This window comes from Nocardioides sp. Iso805N (assembly GCF_000364605.1).
In the GTDB taxonomy this organism is placed as follows: Bacteria; Actinomycetota; Actinomycetes; order Propionibacteriales; family Nocardioidaceae; genus Nocardioides.
Genome location: NZ_KB822575.1, coordinates 701,857 through 719,266, shown reverse-complemented (window position 1 = coordinate 719,266; position 17,410 = coordinate 701,857). Strand labels below are relative to the sequence as shown.

Sequence of the window (17,410 nt, the reverse complement as noted above, 5' to 3'; positions counted from 1 at the left end):
GATGATCACCAAGCTCCTGGTCGCCAACCGCGGCGAGATCGCTCGCCGGGTCTTCGCCTCCTGCCGCCGCCTCGGCATCGGCACGGTGGCGGTGCACTCCGACGCGGACGCGCGCGCGCCGTTCGTGCGGGACGCCGATGCCGCCGTACGGCTGCCGGGGAACGCCCCGGCCGAGACCTATCTGCGCGGCGACCTGATCATCGCCGCCGCCCGGGCGGCCGGTGCCGACGCCATCCACCCGGGCTACGGGTTCCTCTCGGAGAACGCGGAGTTCGCGGACGCCGTGATCGAGGCAGGCCTGACGTGGGTCGGGCCCTCGCCGGAGTCGATCCGGCAGATGGGCTCGAAGGTCGAGGCGAAGAAGCTGATGGCTGCCGCCGGCGTACCGGTGCTCGGCGACCTGACCCCCGACACCGCTGTTGCCGACGACCTGCCGCTCCTGGTCAAGGCCAGTGCCGGCGGTGGTGGCCGCGGCATGCGGATCGTCCGGGACCTGGCCGAGCTGCCGGGCGAGATCGCCAAGGCGCGCGCCGAGGCCGAGTCCGCCTTCGGCGACGGCACCGTCTTCGTGGAGCCCTTCATCGAGAGCGGGCGCCACGTCGAGGTCCAGGTCCTCGGCGACGGCGCCGGCCAGGTGCTGGTCCTCGGCGAGCGCGACTGCTCCTTGCAGCGTCGGCACCAGAAGGTGATCGAGGAGGCGCCTGCCCCCGGTCTGCCCGCCGACACCCGGGTGGCGCTGCACACCGCCGCCCGGCTCGCCGCCGCGGCGATCGACTACCGCGGCGCGGGCACGGTGGAGTTCCTCTACGACCAGGCCAAGGACCGGTTCTTCTTCCTGGAGATGAACACCCGGCTCCAGGTCGAGCACCCGGTCACCGAGGAGGTCTTCGGGGTCGACCTGGTCGAGCTGCAGCTAGCCGTGGCCGAGGGACGTGAGGCGTTCCCCGAGGGACGTGAGGCGTTCCCCGAGCTTGTCGAGGGGCAGTCGCCTCGACAAGCTCGGCGTCCGGGGAGCCCGAACGGTCACGCGGTCGAGGTGCGGCTCTACGCCGAGGACCCGGCCGCCGGCTTCGCCCCCCAGACCGGGTTGCTGACGGCGCTCGACATCCCGGGCGTGAGCGCCGAGTTCGAGCTCGTCTCGACAGGCTCGACGGTCGGTGGCGGGTTGCGGCTCGACTCCGGCGTCGTCGCCGGCGACGAGATCGGCACGTTCTACGACGCGATGATCGCCAAGGTGATCTGCTGGGCGCCGACCCGCGAGCAGGCGGCGCGGCGGCTGGCCGGTGCCCTCGCAGGCGCCAAGATCCACGGGCTGCGCACCAACCGGGACCTGCTGGTCGGGCTGCTGCGCAGTGAGGTGTTCCTCGAGGGCCGGATGCACACCACCTGGCTCGACGACCCGGCCGTCGTCGCCGGCTTCTCGGCCGTCGACGAGGACGCGATGCAGCTCGGTGCGTTCTCGGCTGCGGTCGCGCTGGCCGAAAGGGCCCGGTCGGCCTCGGCGTACCACGCGCGGATCCCGGCGGGCTGGCGCAACGTGCCCTCGCAGCCGCAGCTGACCACGTTCGTGGTCTCGACCCTTCGGCAGGCTCAGGGCGGCGCAGGCTCGACCAACGACGTGCCGGAGATCGCCGTGCGGTGGTGGGGCGGCCGGGTGCCGCAGCATGCCGACCGCGACGACGTCGTCGTGCTGGCGGCAGGTCCGGACGAGGTCACCTTGGCCGTGGCGGGGGTCGCCCGGACGTTCCACGTCAGCGTCAGTGACGCCCACGGGATCCACGTCGACGTGGACTCGCCGCTGGGCCACGTCGCGCTGCGCAAGCTGCCGCGGTTCACCGACCCGTCCGACAGGGTCGCCGCCGGCTCGCTGCTGGCACCCATGCCGGGCAGCGTGGTCGCGGTGCACGCCGGCGTGGGCGACGTGGTCGCGGAGGGGCAGCCGCTGCTGGTCCTGGAGGCGATGAAGATGCAACACACCATCGCCGCGCCGCACGCCGGCACCGTCACCGAGCTCGACGTCGCCGTCGGCGACCAGGTCAACGGCGGGGCAGTCCTCGCCGTCGTGGACACAGCGCCCGAAGGCGCCAGGGAAGAGGATCAGGCATGAACGACTTCACCGAGTCCGAGGAGCGCGTCGAGCTCCGCAAGGCGGTCGCGAAGCTGGCCGCCAAGTACGGCCAGGAGTACTTCCTGACCAAGGCCCGGGCCGGCGAGAAGACCACCGAGCTGTGGCTGGAGCTGGCCAAGAACGGCTACCTGGGCGTCAACCTCCCCGAGGAGTACGGCGGGGGTGGGGGCGGTCTCGGCGACGTCGCGGCGGTGCTGGAGGAGGTCGGCGCCGCTGGCTGCCCCCTGCTGCTGATGGTCGTCAGCCCGGCGATCTGCGGCACGGTGATCGCCAAGTACGGCACCGCTGAGCAGAAGCAGCACTGGCTGCCGGGGATCGCCGACGGCACCGAGACGATGGCCTTCGCGATCACCGAGCCCGACGCCGGCACGAACTCGCACAACATCACCACCACCGCGCGCCGTGACGGCGACGGCTGGGTGTTGAACGGTCGCAAGATCTACATCTCCGGTCTCGACGAGTCCAAGAACGTGCTGGTCGTCGCGCGCACGGAGACTGTCGACGAGAGTGGGCAGAAGACCGGCAAGCTCAAGCCCTGCCTCTTTGTGGTGCCCACCGACGCGCCGGGGTTCACGTTCACCCCGATCCCGATGGAGTTCGTCTCGCCGGAGCTGCAGTTCCAGGTCTTCATCGACGACGTACGGCTGCCGGCGGATGCGCTCGTCGGGCACGAGGACGGTGGCCTGGTGCAGCTCTTCGCCGGCCTCAACCCGGAGCGCGTGATGGCGGCGTCGTTCGCCACCGGCCTGGCTCGGTTCGCGCTGGGCAGGGCTGCCGCCTACGCCCAGGAGCGGACGGTCTTCTCCACCCCGATCGGCGCGCACCAGGCGATCGCGCACCCGCTCGCCCAGGCGCACATCCAGGTCGAACTGGCCCGGCTGATGACCCAGAAGGCGGCGGCTCTGGTGGACGCGGGCGAGGACCTGGCGGCGGGCGAGGCCGCCAACATGGCCAAGTACGCCGCCGCCGAGGCCTCGTGCTTCGCCGTCGACACCGCCGTACACACCTTCGGGGGCAACGGCCTCACCCAGGAGTACGGCATGGGAGCGCTGGTCGCCGCCTCGCGCGTGATGCGGATCGCGCCGGTGAGCAGGGAGATGATCCTCAACTTCGTCGCGATGCACTCCCTCGGGTTGCCCAAGTCCTACTGACCCCGGCGGTAGCCACCTCCACACGGGCGAGCGCTCGACAGTAAAGAATTCAACGTGTCCCGTCATGGTCGGCGTGGCACACCGTCTCTCCGATGTATCAGTGCTGTGCATCGGGGGAAGAATGTTTCATCTAAGCGACGTTGGTCGCGTCGTGTCGGGCCGTCTGCGGTGGCGGCAAGGCCGTGTTTTCGGCTCAGCGCGCCGTCGGTTCACGCTGTCGCTCAACCTGCTCGTGGTCGCCGGCGTGGTCGCTGCGTTCATCCTGTCGAACGCCTCCGCTGGCATGCCAGGTGGCACGGCCCAGGGCGTCACCGCCGACCTGGTGCCTGCGGCGGCACGAGTCCCGGCACCCGGCACACCCGTCTACACCGAGGACTTCTCCAACCAGAACGCGACCGCCGGGGCGATCTCGATCCTCAACTACACCGGCGGCGCGGCGGCGGCGAACCAGACCTACACCGCCGACACGCCCTACACCCCGGCAGGCAACCAGTGCGACGGCTGGATCCTCAATTCCTCCACCCCCCTCCCCTCAGGAGATGGAGGTTGTGCCAACAACCAGCCGGCCGGATGGGGACAGATCCAGCAGATGGCCAAACAACTGGGTTTGGCGCAGGGTCAGAGCGCGACTCAGGCCGCGAGCAACCAAGCTCTCTCGGAGTACACGAACGCCACGTCGGGCACCATCGCCGCGGGCACGGAGTTCAAGACCACCAAGTCCAACTCGATCACCGCGATCCCCGGTCACTATTACGCCGTCTCCGCCTACTTCGCCGAGGTGAACTGCCCCGCCGCAGGCAGGGCGAGCGAGACGTTCAGCCTGATCACCTACAACGCGGCAGGCGTGGGCACGTCGACCGTGCTCGGCTCAGGCCTGAATCCGTGCACTGACCTCACCAATTGGGACGTCCAGATCCAGAAGCTGCAGTCCGCTGCGATCCAGGTCCCGCCCGGCACGGTGTCCCTCGGCCTATCCCTCTACAACGCCACCACGACCGGATCGGGCAACGACGTCGCTTTCGACCTGCCGCAGATCGTGGACGTGACCCCGATCGTCGACAAGTCTCTCTCGCCGGCCCTGGTCGAGCCCACTCAGACCTCCGTGCTCACCTTGACGATCACCAACACCTCGGAGCTGATGGCCAAGACCGACTGGGGCTTCGTCGACAACCTGCCGGCCGGCTTGACCCTGGCCAACACGACCTTCGGCGGCACCTGCGCGCAGCAGGCTGGCGCGGCGTTGAGCAAGACCGGTACGACGGGTGGCTCCACGATCACGGTGACCGGGGGCGATCTGGGGCTCAACCAAACCTCCTGCACGATCACCGCCAACGTCACCTCGGCCACGGAGAACACCTACACCAACTCGCCGTCCAATCCGGCCAATATGACGCTCTCCGGCCTCCTCCCGGGCGACCCCGGCACCGTCCAGTTCCTCTACCCGCGCCTGACCTTGGTCAAGGCACTCGGCTCAGCTCGGGCGAAGTCCGGTGATCAGTTCAACGTCGCCATCCGGACCGGGTCCGGCACGGGTGCCGTCGTCAGCAGCACCGCCAATGCGACGACCCAAGGCACCGGATCCACTGTCACCGCCGGCACCGGCACGACCGGCACCTACGTCGCAACCTCGACCAAGACCTACTACCTGACCGAGTCGGGGATCAACGGCGCCGACCTATCGCTCTACAACGCGACGTTGACGTGCGTGGACTCGACCGGCCGCACTACGGGCCTGCCGACGAACGCCGCCTACACGGGCAACAACGCGATCACCCCCGCGATCGGCGCCAACATCACCTGCACGCTGACCAACAGTGCGTCGGCGCCCACGATCACGCTCACCAAGGCGCTCGGCAGCGCCCGCGCTGCCGACACCGACCAGTTCACGGTGGCGATCCACACCGGCTCGGCGACCGGACCTGTGGCCAACCCGCTGACCAACTCGACCACGACCGGCACCGGCAGCACCGTCAGCACCGGATCCGGCACGACCGGGGCGGTCACCGCCACCGCCGGCACGAGCTACTACCTGACTGAGGCTGCCGCCGGCACGACGACGCTGGCCAACTACACGAAGACGATCACCTGTACGGACGCCTCCGGCATCCAGACCGGTCTGCCCACCAACGCCGCCTTCGGCGCGTCCCTGCAGATCACGCCGGTCGCCGCCGCCCGGATCTCGTGCACCATCACGAACACGGCCGTCCGTGCCGACGTCTATCTGCACAAGGTCGGTCAGAGCCAGAGCGGCGCCACCGTCTCCCTCGGCGGCTCGCAGTGGCAGCTCCAGGCCGACGCCAGCGGTGCGCCCGGCGCGACCGTCGCGAGCGGCGTCCAGCCCGTCTCGGGACAGACCGGCGAGTTCAAGATGACCGGGCTGCTGCCGGGAACGTACTGGCTGACCGAGACCACTGCTCCGAGCAACTACACGCTCCTTGCTCAGCCGATCCGGTTCACCGTCGCGACCGACGGCACCGTGACGCTCGTCGGCGGAGCGAACTCGACCGCCTCCCTCGGGACGGCTACGGGCGGGGCACCCGAGATCACCGTCCACGATCCTCAACCGCTCACGCTCCCGCTGGCGGGTGGCAGCGGGACGAAGGCCTTCGCGCTCGTCGGCGCGCTCCTTCTGATCGCGGCCGGTCTGGTCCTCCTCATCCTGCGGCGTCGCTCGGCCTCCGACGCCCTGGCGAAGAGGCGGGTGGGCAAGCACCGCACCGACACGTAAGCACCTGATCGCGGCGCGAGCAACCTGTCGGCGCCGGACATCGACCACGCACAACTCTTCACCGAAAGACGAGAAACACGCATGACCATTGCAACCACGGGGCGCCTGCGGGTGCTGCTCATCGGGATCGCGGCCATCGGCCTCGCGATGCTCGGCCTGGCCGGTCCCGCCGGCGCGGCGTCGTCGTCGCAGTCGCTGCCCGACTCGACCAAGACCGGCTCCATCAACATCCACAAGTTCGCCACGCCTGACAGCCCGACCGCACTTGCCCACAACGGCACCGCGGTCGACACCACCGGCCTGACCCCGATCGCTGGCGTGGTCTTCAGCGTCCAGCAGGTCACCGGGATCGACCTGACCACCAACCAGGGCTGGCAGAACGCCAACACCCTGAGCGGCACCTTCAACCCGGCCAACGCCTCCGGCTCGATCACGAGCGCCGGCTACGGTCTCAGCACCGCTTCCGGCTCGCCGGTCACCACCGGTGCTGACGGCTCGGCGTCGCTGAGCGCTCTCCCGCTGGGTCTCTACCTGGTCAGCGAGACCTCCTGGCCGGCCGGTGCTACGCCGTCCGCGCCGTTCCTGGTGTCGGTGCCGCTGACCGACCCGACCAACGAGAACGCGTGGCTCTACAACGTCAACGTCTACCCGAAGAACGCGGTCACGAACGTCACCAAGACCGTCACCGACCAGAGCGCTGTGAAGCTGGGCGACACGGTGACCTGGACGGTCAACGCGGACATCCCGAACGTGTCCTCGATCGACGGCTACAAGGTCACCGACAAGCTCGACACCAAGCTCACCTACGTGAACGCCACCGCCACGCTCGCCGACGGGACGACGCTGGTCAAGGGCACCGACTACACGGCCACCCTCGACTCCGCCACCAACACCGTCACCGTGGAGTTCACTGCCTCGGGCCGCGCCATCCTCGCTGCGCACAACACCAGCCAGGTCGTCGTCAAGGTCGGCACCACCGTCAACGCGGTCGGCGACATCGCCAACACCGCCGTGCTCTACCCGAACCAGGGCAGTTACAGCGTGACTCCGGGTCAGCCCGGTGGCCCCGTCGTCAGCCCGCCGGTGGACACCAAGTGGGGCTCGATCACGGTGCTGAAGACCAACGGCAGTGGCACCGCCCTTCCCGGCGCGGTCTTCAGCGTCTACGCCTCCCAGGCCGACGCCGAGGCAGGCACGAACCCGATCTCACTCGGCGGAGCGACCACCTTCACCGCCGGCGCCGACGGCACGGTGACCATCTCCGGTCTGCGCTACTCCGACTACGCCAACGGCGCGACCGTCGCCCCCGGGGCCACGGGGTACCAGGACTACTGGCTGGAGGAGGTCAAGGCGCCCGCCGGCTACGAGCTGCTGGCCGACCCGATCAAGTTCGACGTCACCGCTGCGACCAGCGCCGTCGGTGTCGACCTGACCGTGAAGAACATGCCCGCCAACGCCGGCTTCACCCTGCCGTTCACCGGTGGTCCGGGTGGCCTGTTCATCTACCTCGGTGGCGGTCTGCTCCTCCTCGGTGCCCTGGTGATCGGCGCGACGCGCAAGCGCGCCACCGCCTGATCGAGAGCATCACGGCCCGCTGAGGGCGCCGCTGGCGCCCGGGTGGGGGCGACGACTTCGGGTTGTCGTCCCCGCCCCTCAGCGTGGCCCTTCCCCCTCACCACGAAGAGAAAGCCACACACCGTGACCAGTCAGGTGATCAGCTCACCGCCGCGGCGTGTGAGCGGGCGCCATCGATCCTTATGGAGTCGATGGACGATGTTCACCGCCTGGACGATCCGGCGCGCACTCGTCGTCCTGATCGCCGCCGCCGGTCTCGGTGTCCTGCTGTATCCGGGTGCGGCGACCTGGTTCTCCGACCGCGCGCACGCAGCCACGGTGGGTGCCTACGTCGACACCGTCCATTCGCTGCCGCCGGCACGTATCCAGGAGATGCTGCAGGCGGCGCACGACTACAACGAGCATCTGCCGGCCGGCCCACTGCAAGACCCTTACAGCGCGTCGGGGGCGGGTAGGCAGACAGCCCAGGGAGCCCAGGTCGACGACTACCTCCGCACCCTCGATGTCGGTCCGGAGTCCATGATGGGTGTCGTCGCCGTACCGTCGATCGGCGTCAGCCTCCCGATCTTCCACGGCACGGCAGCGGAGACCCTCGACCGCGGCGTAGGCCATCTCTACGGCACCGCGCTCCCTGTCGGCGGGGCGGGCACGCACAGCGTGCTGACCGGCCATTCCGGCATCGTCGGTTCGACGTTGTTCACGAACCTCCACAAGGCGAAGCTCGGCGACGAGATCACCGTGACGGTGCTCGACCAGACGCTCACCTACCGTGTCGACCAGATCAAGACCGTCCTGCCGAGCCAGACCGAGTCACTCGCTCCGACGCCCGGCAAGGACTACCTCACCCTCGTCACCTGCACACCCATCGGCGTGAACTCGCATCGTCTGCTGGTGCGAGGCGTGCGCGTCCCGCCCGCCGCGGCCGCCGCGCAGCAGTCCGCGGTGGTCACCGGCCGCCCGCACGTCGGCTTCCCCTGGTGGGCCCTGGAAGGCGCAGGTGGGCTCCTCGTCCTGCTCCTCCTCACGAGCCCCCTGGGCGTTCGGCGCACGTCGGTCGCGCCGGCGAAGGCGACGTCATGAGCGCGTACGGCGACCGATGGCGTCGCGGTGGGTTCTGGACGGGAGCGACGGCCGTCCTCGTCGGCGTCTGTCTGCTGTCCTACGTCGCCTGGCAGTTCTGGGGCACGACCTGGGTCTCGGTGCACCATCGTGAGCAGGCCCTGCAGCAGATCGACACCGGGTGGACGACGACGAAGACCGCCGAGGTGAGGACGCGGTTCGGACGCGCCGACGCGATCGTGGAGATCCCGCGGTTCGGGTCGGACTACAAGGTGCCGGTCTTCGAGGGGACCGACAGCAGCGTCCTCGCCGTCGGGTACGGCCACTTCCCGGGCTCGGCGGGACCGGGTCAGGTCGGCAACTACGCCCTTGCCGCCCACCGCGTGACCCACGGTGAGCCGTTGCGTGACATGCCCGAGCTTCGGGTCGGTGATCTGATCAGGATCGTCACGCGCGACCGGACCTACGACTACCGACTGGTCACGGGTGGGGCCGATCTGGTCGTTCCGATGACCACGAGGTGGGTGACCACGTCCCTCCCGCACAACCCGCAGGGCGGGGTCGAGCCGCCGCAACGACCCGGGGAGCACCTCATCACGTTGACGACGTGTGCCGAGCTGTTCCACACCGACAACCGGATGATCGCCTTCGGAGTCCTCGAGCGCAGCGTCGCGTCGAGCGCGTCCACCTTGCCTGGCCAGTCCTCGGACCGCGAGGAGCGTGCGGCCCGACGCTGACGGCGCCGACGGCGGGGCGGCCGCGCCGCCTGGCCCGGTCACAGGCAGCCGGCATCGAGCCCGATCCGCTGCAGTGCGCTGATGTCTCCGCGGTTGTAGTTCCCGCTCGGTGCCCCGACATCGAGCGGGTACATCACCTGGTGGCGGTCCTTGACGTGCTCCAGCCCGAGAGCATGACCCAGCTCGTGCAGGAGCAGGCCGCCGATCGAGTTCGGCCCGGTCCAGCCCTTGTGGAAGTGGTACGTCCGGTCGATCACCACACCCGACGTGATCTGCTGGTCGTTGACCGCCCAGCCACCACCGCCGAACCCCACCGCGCCGCTGGCCAGTCCGCTGACCTGGCGCGACGTCGCCCAGGCGAACCCGATCCCGCGCGCGGGCAGCCCGTTGTTGTGTCGACCGCTGAAGGGGACGCCGGAGTAGGAGCCGGCGTAGACGAAGGTGAGGCCCGAGGCGGCGCGTGCCTTCGCCAGCGCGACCGTGACGAGGTGCCGGGCATTGCGCGGCGCTCCGGCGTAGTTGATCCGGTAGGGGATCGGCGTGCAAGGATCGAAGCGACTCCCGCTGAGTCGTCTCGCGCCCGCCCGCCCAGCGGCCGGATAGGGCACCGGCACGTTCACCGACCGCACCGGCGATGCAGCGGGTACGACGACGGCGTCGCGTCCGTTCGTCTGTGCCGAGACCAGCACGCGGAAGGAGTGGCGGCCGTAGAAGTACGTCGGAGCGCTCATCGCGAACCGGCCACCGGGGCCGGTGAGGCCGGTGGCGCCGGGCGGCGTCGCCCAGCCGTGCCGGCTGCGCAGCTGCAGGGTGACCCGTACGCGCGGGAGCGGCTGGCCGGTGCCGACGTCGGTGACGGTCCCTGAGATGCCCGCGTGCCGGTTCAGCCGCACCCTGCCCGATACGGCGGTCAGACTGACCGCCACCCGGTGCTGCGTGGCGCCGACCGCGGCCACCGCTGCTCGCGGTGGCTCGACCAGGAGCCCGGACACCAATGGGACGAGCGTGGCGAGGACGGCGGCGGCGTACGTCGTGCGGCGGCGAGGCATGGGGCGACTCCTTTCGCCGCCCCATCGGCACGCGCTGCCGTCAGGTGAGCCGCGACGTCAGTCGCTGCGCGCTACCGCTTCGGCGTGTTGAGCACCACCGTCTCGACGATCTTGTCGGCGAAGGTCTGCCGCTTGCGATCCCACAGCGGCCACAGCCAACCGAGGTAGAGCAGCGCGCCGTCGACGGTGTGCAGGATCTGGCGCCCGAAGGACAGCCAGGCGCCGATCGGCTGGCCGGTCGACTGCTTGACCAGCTTGATCCCGACCACGCTCTTGCCGAGGGTGTAGCCGGTGTGGCCCTGGCGGACGAAGACGTTCCAGATGCCGAAGGCGATCATGAAGATGAACCCGGCCCCGATGAGCACGATCCCGATCGTGCCGCCGGCGTGGGTGATGTGGATGCTGTCGGTGCCGTCGGACTCGGTGTGATAGTCGGCCGTCCCGAACAGGACCCCGAGACCGATCAGCATGGGAATGGCCGCCAGTAGCTCGAAGAGCCCGTCGAGCAGACGCCCCGCGACCCGCTTGATCCAGGAGGCGTACGCCGCCCGCGGGAGCTCGACCGGATAGCCGTAGACCGGCGGCTGGGCCATGGGCGGCTGCGGCGCAGGCTGGTAGGCGTACGGATCTGGTGGTGGTGTCTGGTAGCTCATCTGGTCCCCCTCGTGTGCTGATCATTCCCACCCTGTCGGCGTACTCGGGCAGCCGCAAGGCGTCCCCGGATTCCCGGTGCCGGAGCGCCACTCCGCCGCGCGGCTAGGGCGGGGTGCCCTATAGCGCTTAACCTGCTCCCGTGGCGGGGGTGGTGCAGACACTGGACCGCGCACAGCGGCAGTTCACTCCGGTGTCGTTCCCGCTCGGCGTGATCTACAAGTTCTTCGACGACCAGGGCAACTACCTGGCCGCGATCGTCACCTACTACGCCTTCATCGCGATCTTCCCGCTGCTCCTGCTCGGGTCCTCGATCCTCGGCTTCCTGCTCCAGGGCAATCCGCACCTGCAGGAGGAGGTGCTGAACTCCGCACTACGGCAGTTTCCGATCATCGGCGACGAGCTGGGCCGCAAGGAGCTGCACGGCTCGACGAGTGCGATCGTCTTCGGCGCCCTGACCGCGACGTACGGCGCGATGGGGCTGGGCCAGGCGATCCAGAACACCGTCAACACGGCCTGGTCGGTGCCGCGCAACAGCCGGCCCAACCCGTTCCTGCTGCGACTGCGCTCGCTGGTCCTGCTGGCGACCGCCGGCTTCGCCGTGCTCGGCGTCTCGGTGCTGGCGACCGTCGGCTCGCACACCAACGTGATCGGCTCACACGGCACCGAATGGCTGCGCTGGGCGATCCAGCTCGGGTCGTTCCTGATCATCGGCTGCATGCTCACGCTGCTGTTCCGGCTGGCGACCACGCGTGACCACCCGCTACGCAACGCGGCTCCTGGAGCGTTCACGCTGGCGCTGATGTGGCAGTTCCTGCAGTGGATCGGCGCCTACTACGTCGAGCACGTCATCCAGGCGACCAGCGGCGGGATGAACCAGACCTTCGCGCTGGTCCTGGGTCTGATCGGTCTCCTCTACATCGGCTCCGTGATGGGTGTGCTCGGCATCGAGGTCAACGTCGTCATCGCCCGGCGACTGTGGCCGCGGGCGCTGCTGACCCCGTTCACCGATCGGGTGGACCTGACCGAGGCCGATCGGCGGGCGTACGCCGGCTATGCGCTGATGCAGCGGCACAAGGGCTTCGAGACGGTGGCCGTCACCTTCGACGGTCGCGACGGCCACACCCATGAGATCGTGATGGACCCGTCCTGGCTGGCCAAGACGCGCCGGATCAGGATCCGGCACGACGACTTCGCCGACAACCCGCATCTTCCCGATCAGGACGAGGAGCCCGAGGCCTGAGCCTCCCCGCTACGGTGCAGGGATGACTGAGCAGTCCGTACGGCCTGAGCTGGTCCACTACGAGGTGGCCGACGCCATCGCCACCGTCACGCTGGACTCACCGCACAACCGCAACGCGCTCTCGGCACAGCTGGTCGGCGAGCTGTACGAGCGGCTGGAGCGCGCGGAGAACGACGACGCCGTCAGGGTGGTCGTGCTGGCGGCGACCGGCACCGTCTTCTGCTCCGGGGCCGACCTCTCGGAGGCATCGGCGGCCTCCCCTGGCGCTGGACACAGCACGGAGGGGCCGCGCGCGATCGTGCGGCTGCAGCGGGCCATCGTGAGCCACTCCAAGCCGGTGGTCTGCCGCCTGCAGGGTGCGGTCAGGGCTGGGGGGATCGGCCTGGTGGCAGCCGCGGACATCGCGATCGCGTCCGAGGCGGCCAGCTTCGCGCTCACCGAGGTGAAGCTCGGCCTGGCGCCCGCGGCGATCTCGTTGACGGTGCTGCCGCGGCTGACGTCGCGTGCCGCGGCGTACACCTTCTTGACCGGGGAGAGGTTCGGCGCCGCCGATGCGATGGCCATGGGTCTGGTGACCGGCGTCGTCGCGCCCGACGCGCTCGACGCGGAGGTCGCCCGCGTGTGCGCCGAGCTGGCCACCGGTTCGTCGCAGGGACTCCGGGAGACGAAGCGGCTGCTCAACCGCGACCTGCTCGCCACCATCGACGCCCACGCCGAGGACGTCACCCAGCTCTCCGCGCGGCTGTTCGGCTCCGACGCGGCCCGCGCGGCGATGCTGGCGTTCCTCTCGCGCGGGAAGTAGCACCGGCCACTTTCCTACCGTGATGAGCCATCACTCAGCCTCTGCCGGTAGAGTCTTCTGCTTGCCGTCCGCGACCGGGCGGCGATGGCGCGAGACGTGGGGAACACAGCGTTGAGTGAGGATCTGGTCCAGCAGGAGATCGGCCACGAGCAGCAGTTCGTGGACCGGGTCTACGTCCAGCTGGAGGAGTCGGCGCGAGCCGCGCAGGAGCTGGCCGCGGAGGGACAGGCACGTGGCCGGCTGGGCCACGAGGGCGGTCTGGTGGAGCGCGATGCGATGGTGTTCCAGGCCGCGCGTCGCATCGCCCAGCTCGACGCGGCCCACGAGGGGCTGGTCTTCGGCCGCCTTGACATGAACCCGGAGCTCGACCCCGAGCCCCGCTACATCGGCCGCATCGGGCTGCGCGACGCGAACCGCGACTCCCTGCTGATCGACTGGCGCGCGCCGGCGGCTGCGGTGTTCTACCAGGCCACCGCCGCCGAGCCGCAGCGCGTCGTACGCCGTCGGGTGCTGCGTAACGAGGGCCGCACGGTCGTCGGCGTGGAGGACGAGCTGCTCGACGACGCCGCGTGGCCCGGCGAGGCCGAGCTGCCCATCATCGGCGAGGGCGCGCTGATGGCGCAGCTCTCCCGAGCTCGCGACCGCACCATGCACTCCATCGTCGCCACCATCCAGGCCGAGCAGGACAAGGCGATCCGCGCGCCTGCCAAGGGAGTGGTCTCGATCTCCGGCGGCCCCGGCGTCGGCAAGACCGTGGTCGCGCTGCACCGTGCCGCCTACCTGCTCTACACCGACCGGCGGAAGTACGAGACCGGTGGCGTGCTCGTCGTCGGGCCCTCCGGCGTGTTCATGAACTACATCGCCCGGGTGCTGCCCTCGCTCGGTGAGACGGCCGTCGCGCTGCGCTCGCTCGGTGAGGTCGTCGACGGCGTCCGGGCGACGCGGCACGACGAGCCCGCCGTGGCCGAGATCAAGGGCTCGGCTCGGATGGCCGAGGTGTTGCGGCGTACGGCCCGCCAGCAGGTGCCCGGCTCGCCGACCGAGTTCCGGATCTTCTACCGCGACGACGTCCTCACCCTGAACCAGGGCAAGCTCAGTCAGCTGCGGCGCCAGCTCATGGGCGGCGGCCGACGCAACCAGCAGATCCGACGGGTGCCGCAGGCGCTCCTCGACGCGCTCTGGCGGCAGGTCCGCGGCGAGCGGGGGCGGGAGCGCGGCAAGGAGGCGTTCGAGGACGAGATGCTCGACAACGCCACCTTCCTCGACTTCGTGCACGCCTGGTGGCCGCCGCTCGAGGCGCGCACCGTGCTGGGGTGGCTGGTCGAGCCCGAGCTGCTCGCCCGGGTCTCGGACGGGATCCTGGCCAGTGACGAGCAGGCGCTGCTGGTCAAGTCGTGGGGCTCGTCAGGTCCGGCCGGGCTGGACCTCTCCATCGACGACATCCCGTTGCTCGACGAGCTGCGCTACGCGATCGGCGACGTGCCCGAGGCGGCGGTGGACGAGCGCGACGAGGAGCTGGGCATCAACGTCGCGGAGCTGATGACGGCCTCGGACCGCGAGTTCGCGACCGGCCCGGGCTGGCGGCCGCCGTCCTACCGGATCGACGACGACCCCTTCGCGCACGTCCTCGTCGACGAGGCGCAGGACCTCACGCCGATGCAGTGGCGGATGGTGGGCCGGCGCGGCCGCACCGCCTCGTGGACGATCGTCGGCGACCCCGCGCAGTCGTCGTGGCCGATCCCGGCCGAGGCGGCCGAGGCGCGCGCGACAGCGCTCGAGGGCAAGGTCGTGCACGAGTTCCACCTCTCGACCAACTACCGCAACAGCGCCGAGATCTACGAGTACGCCGCGGCCTACGCGGCCCGGGTGGGGCTCGACGCCGACCTGCCGACGGCGGTCCGCTCGACGGGTGAGCCGCCGGTGGAGCTGGTCGACGTACCCGATCTCGAGGCGGCCGTCCGCGCCGAGGTCGTCCGGCTCGCCGGTGCGGTCTCGGGCACCGTCGGCATCGTGGTCTCGGTGGCCCGTCGTGGCGAGGTCAACGGCTGGCTCGCTTCCTGGCCGGAGGTCGCCGCGCACGCGCCCGGTGCCGTGGCCGCGGCCCGCGACGCCCAGTCGGTGCCCAGTGGCGAGGACCGGATCGTGGTGCTCACCGGGCTGGACACCAAGGGGCTGGAGTTCGACGCGATCGTCGTGGTGCGGCCGCAGGAGATCGAGGACGAGTCCCCGACCGGTAGGGCGACGCTCTACGTCGTGCTGACGCGGGCCACCCAGCTGCTGACGACGATCTCGTGACCCCCCATGGACGGCATGTGACCCCGCCCGACGCGGTCGCCTAGCCTTGCCCCATGACGACCCACACTGATGCCCGGACCGCGATCGAGGCGATCACAGGGCACGAGGCGTGGGCCATCATCCGACGCTCCACCCGAGCGGGCGACCGCGACACCGTCGGCATCATCGGCGGCACGCGCTGGGAGGCCGACTCGATCCTCGACGTCCCCCTCGAGACAGGTACGCCGAACGACGGCCACGTGGCCGATCGGCTGGTGGCGGTCCCGTTCCGGCAGGTGGCCGAGCGCGGCTTCGAGGCGCACGACGACGGTACGCCGCTGGTCGTGGTGGACATCGCCGAGGAGCACGAGTTCAGCGTCGCCGAGGTGATCGCGGCGATCGACGAGCAGCCGGTGGAGTTCACCGACCGCGGTGGGTTCGAGACCACCGACGAGGAGTACGAGAAGATCGTCCGCGGCATCATCGAGGACGAGATCGGTCAGGGCGAGGGCGCCAACCTCGTCATCGGCCGTCACTACCGTGCGACCGTCGCCGACTGGGACACGGCCAAGGCCCTCGCGGTCTTCCGTCGCCTGCTCGAGCGCGAGCGCGGTGCCTACTGGACCTACGTCTTCTTCACCGGCGACCGCTACCTGATCGGCGCCTCGCCGGAGCGACACGTCTCCGTGCGTGGCGGCGACGTACGGATGAACCCGATCTCGGGGACGTTCCGCCTTCCCGCGAGAGCACAGGCCGCCGGCGAGCTCAAGCCGCAGCTGCTGGACTTCCTCCGCGACGAGAAGGAGATCTACGAGCTCTTCATGGTCGTCGACGAGGAGCTCAAGATGATGTGCGACATCTGCACCGAGGGCGGCCAGGTGCTCGGGCCGTTCCTCAAGCCGATGTCGCGGCTGATCCACACCGAGTACCTCCTGGCCGGCCGCTCGACCCGCGACCCGCGCGAGATCCTGCGCGACACGATGTACGCCGCCACCGTCACCGGGTCGCCCGTCGAGAACGCCTGCCGGCTGATCAAGGCCTACGAGCCCGAGGGCCGCGGCTACTACGGCGCCGCGCTGGCGATCCTGGGTCGCGACGATGCCGGTGAGCCGGTGGTCGACAGCCCGATCGTCATCCGCACCGCCGACGTCTCCCTCGACGGCCGGCTCAAGGTCAGCGCCGGCGCCACGCTGGTGCGCGACAGCGACCCGGCCTACGAGGTCGCCGAGACCCATGCCAAGGCGGGCGGCATCCTCGGTGCGTTCGGCCTGGTCGCGCCCGCACCCGCCTCGACCGTCAACGTGGCCGAGCTGGTGGTGGACGAGGACGTGCTGATCGAGCTCAACGCCCGCAACCGGCGGCTCTCGTCGTTCTGGCTCGCGGACCAGCGCGGTTCCGCGCCCGACCCGCGGCTGCGCGACAAGCACGTGGTCATCCTCGACGGCGAGGACGACTTCGTGAACATGCTGCGCCACATCCTCGGCGTGCTCGGGATGACCTCGGCCGTGGTCCGGCACGAGGACTACCGCCCCGGCGCCTTCGACGGTGCCGACCTGGTCATCGTCGGCCCCGGTCCGGGTGACCCGCGCGACGACGCCGACCCCAAGATGGCGCAGCTGCGTGCCGCCGTCGACGAGCTGCTGGCCGCGAAGAAGCCGTTCCTGGCGGTCTGCCTCGGTCACCAGGCGCTGTGCCACCGGCTGGGCATCGGCCTGCACTACAAGGACATCGTCTTCCAGGGCACGCAGTCGCCGGTGCGGCTGGCCGGGCGGACCGAGCGGGTGGGCTTCTACAACACGTTCGTGGGCCGCGTCCCTTCGACAGGCTCAGGACGAGCGGGGGACGCGGAGCTGCCCGAGGGCGTCAGCGTCGACGCGGACCCCGAGACCGGCGACATCCACGCGATCAGCGGGCCGCACTACCGCGGCATCCAGTTCCACGCGGAGTCGATCCTGACCGAGCGCGGATACGACATCCTGCACGACCTCGTCAGTGGGCTCCTCCTCGACTGAG

Annotated in this window: 12 protein-coding genes; 10 read left to right on the top strand and 2 right to left on the bottom strand. The window is 70.1% G+C overall.

The window, feature by feature from the left end; genetic code table 11:
* Window position 1 precedes the first annotated feature (1 nt).
* From H036_RS0103390 to H036_RS24200, 6 genes are all read left to right on the top strand, one after another.
* Window positions 2-2,107 (top strand): ATP-binding protein, encoded by a 2,106-nt coding sequence (locus tag H036_RS0103390; protein ID WP_026145741.1) that lies wholly within the window; start codon window positions 2-4, stop codon window positions 2,105-2,107.
* Window positions 2,104-3,279 carry an acyl-CoA dehydrogenase family protein gene (locus H036_RS0103385; RefSeq protein ID WP_017933365.1) on the top strand — a complete coding sequence of 392 codons (1,176 nt, stop codon included), beginning with the start codon at window positions 2,104-2,106 and terminating at the stop codon, window positions 3,277-3,279. Before H036_RS0103390 ends, H036_RS0103385 begins: the two co-directional genes overlap by 4 nt.
* A 151-nt stretch (window positions 3,280-3,430) precedes the next feature.
* Window positions 3,431-6,007 (top strand): prealbumin-like fold domain-containing protein, encoded by a 2,577-nt coding sequence (locus H036_RS24205; RefSeq protein ID WP_017933364.1) that lies wholly within the window; start codon window positions 3,431-3,433, stop codon window positions 6,005-6,007.
* A gap of 81 nt (window positions 6,008-6,088) precedes the next feature.
* Complete coding sequence (locus H036_RS0103375) at window positions 6,089-7,582, top strand: SpaH/EbpB family LPXTG-anchored major pilin (protein WP_017933363.1); 1,494 nt, start codon at window positions 6,089-6,091, stop codon at window positions 7,580-7,582.
* A 198-nt stretch (window positions 7,583-7,780) separates the two neighbouring features.
* Complete coding sequence (locus H036_RS0103370; protein ID WP_017933362.1) at window positions 7,781-8,662, top strand: class C sortase; 882 nt, start codon at window positions 7,781-7,783, stop codon at window positions 8,660-8,662.
* Entirely contained in the window at window positions 8,659-9,378 is a 720-nt protein-coding gene (locus tag H036_RS24200; protein WP_017933361.1) for a class E sortase, read from the top strand. Before H036_RS0103370 ends, H036_RS24200 begins: the two co-directional genes overlap by 4 nt.
* Window positions 9,379-9,416: 38 nt before the next feature.
* On the opposite strand, the gene H036_RS0103360 is transcribed toward H036_RS24200, so the two are convergent.
* Both H036_RS0103360 and H036_RS21705 read right to left on the bottom strand, forming a co-directional pair.
* Entirely contained in the window at window positions 9,417-10,427 is a 1,011-nt protein-coding gene (locus H036_RS0103360; protein WP_026145740.1) for a matrixin family metalloprotease, read from the bottom strand.
* A gap of 71 nt (window positions 10,428-10,498) precedes the next feature.
* Window positions 10,499-11,080 carry an RDD family protein gene (locus tag H036_RS21705; protein ID WP_017933360.1) on the bottom strand — a complete coding sequence of 194 codons (582 nt, stop codon included), beginning with the start codon at window positions 11,078-11,080 and terminating at the stop codon, window positions 10,499-10,501.
* 140 nt (window positions 11,081-11,220) lie between these two features.
* Between H036_RS21705 and H036_RS0103350 the strand changes: the two genes are divergently transcribed.
* From H036_RS0103350 to H036_RS0103335, 4 genes are all read left to right on the top strand, one after another.
* Window positions 11,221-12,321, top strand: coding sequence for a YihY/virulence factor BrkB family protein (locus H036_RS0103350; RefSeq protein ID WP_232421787.1), 1,101 nt, complete (start codon window positions 11,221-11,223; stop codon window positions 12,319-12,321).
* A 22-nt stretch (window positions 12,322-12,343) separates the two neighbouring features.
* A complete protein-coding gene (locus H036_RS0103345; protein WP_017933358.1) occupies window positions 12,344-13,123 on the top strand; it encodes an enoyl-CoA hydratase family protein in 780 nt (259 codons plus the stop codon).
* A 111-nt stretch (window positions 13,124-13,234) separates the two neighbouring features.
* Complete coding sequence (locus tag H036_RS0103340; protein WP_017933357.1) at window positions 13,235-15,418, top strand: HelD family protein; 2,184 nt, start codon at window positions 13,235-13,237, stop codon at window positions 15,416-15,418.
* A 53-nt stretch (window positions 15,419-15,471) separates the two neighbouring features.
* On the top strand, window positions 15,472-17,409 hold the full coding sequence (locus H036_RS0103335; protein WP_017933356.1) for a phenazine-specific anthranilate synthase component I: 1,938 nt from the start codon (window positions 15,472-15,474) through the stop codon (window positions 17,407-17,409).
* The last annotated feature ends 1 nt before the right edge of the window (window position 17,410 follow it).

What these genes read in the sequence shown, in the direction of transcription:
- H036_RS0103345 (WP_017933358.1), top strand. Translation starts at nt 12,344, where the DNA reads ATGACTGAGCAGTCCGTACGGCCTGAGCTGGTCCACTACGAGGTGGCC.
- H036_RS0103335 (WP_017933356.1), top strand. Translation starts at nt 15,472, where the DNA reads ATGACGACCCACACTGATGCCCGGACCGCGATCGAGGCGATCACAGGG.
- H036_RS0103385 (WP_017933365.1), top strand. Translation starts at nt 2,104, where the DNA reads ATGAACGACTTCACCGAGTCCGAGGAGCGCGTCGAGCTCCGCAAGGCG.
- H036_RS0103370 (WP_017933362.1), top strand. Translation starts at nt 7,781, where the DNA reads ATGTTCACCGCCTGGACGATCCGGCGCGCACTCGTCGTCCTGATCGCC.
- H036_RS0103390 (WP_026145741.1), top strand. Translation starts at nt 2, where the DNA reads ATGATCACCAAGCTCCTGGTCGCCAACCGCGGCGAGATCGCTCGCCGG.
- H036_RS24200 (WP_017933361.1), top strand. Translation starts at nt 8,659, where the DNA reads ATGAGCGCGTACGGCGACCGATGGCGTCGCGGTGGGTTCTGGACGGGA.
- H036_RS0103375 (WP_017933363.1), top strand. Translation starts at nt 6,089, where the DNA reads ATGACCATTGCAACCACGGGGCGCCTGCGGGTGCTGCTCATCGGGATC.
- H036_RS0103360 (WP_026145740.1), bottom strand. Translation starts at nt 10,427, where the DNA reads ATGCCTCGCCGCCGCACGACGTACGCCGCCGCCGTCCTCGCCACGCTC.
- H036_RS21705 (WP_017933360.1), bottom strand. Translation starts at nt 11,080, where the DNA reads ATGAGCTACCAGACACCACCACCAGATCCGTACGCCTACCAGCCTGCG.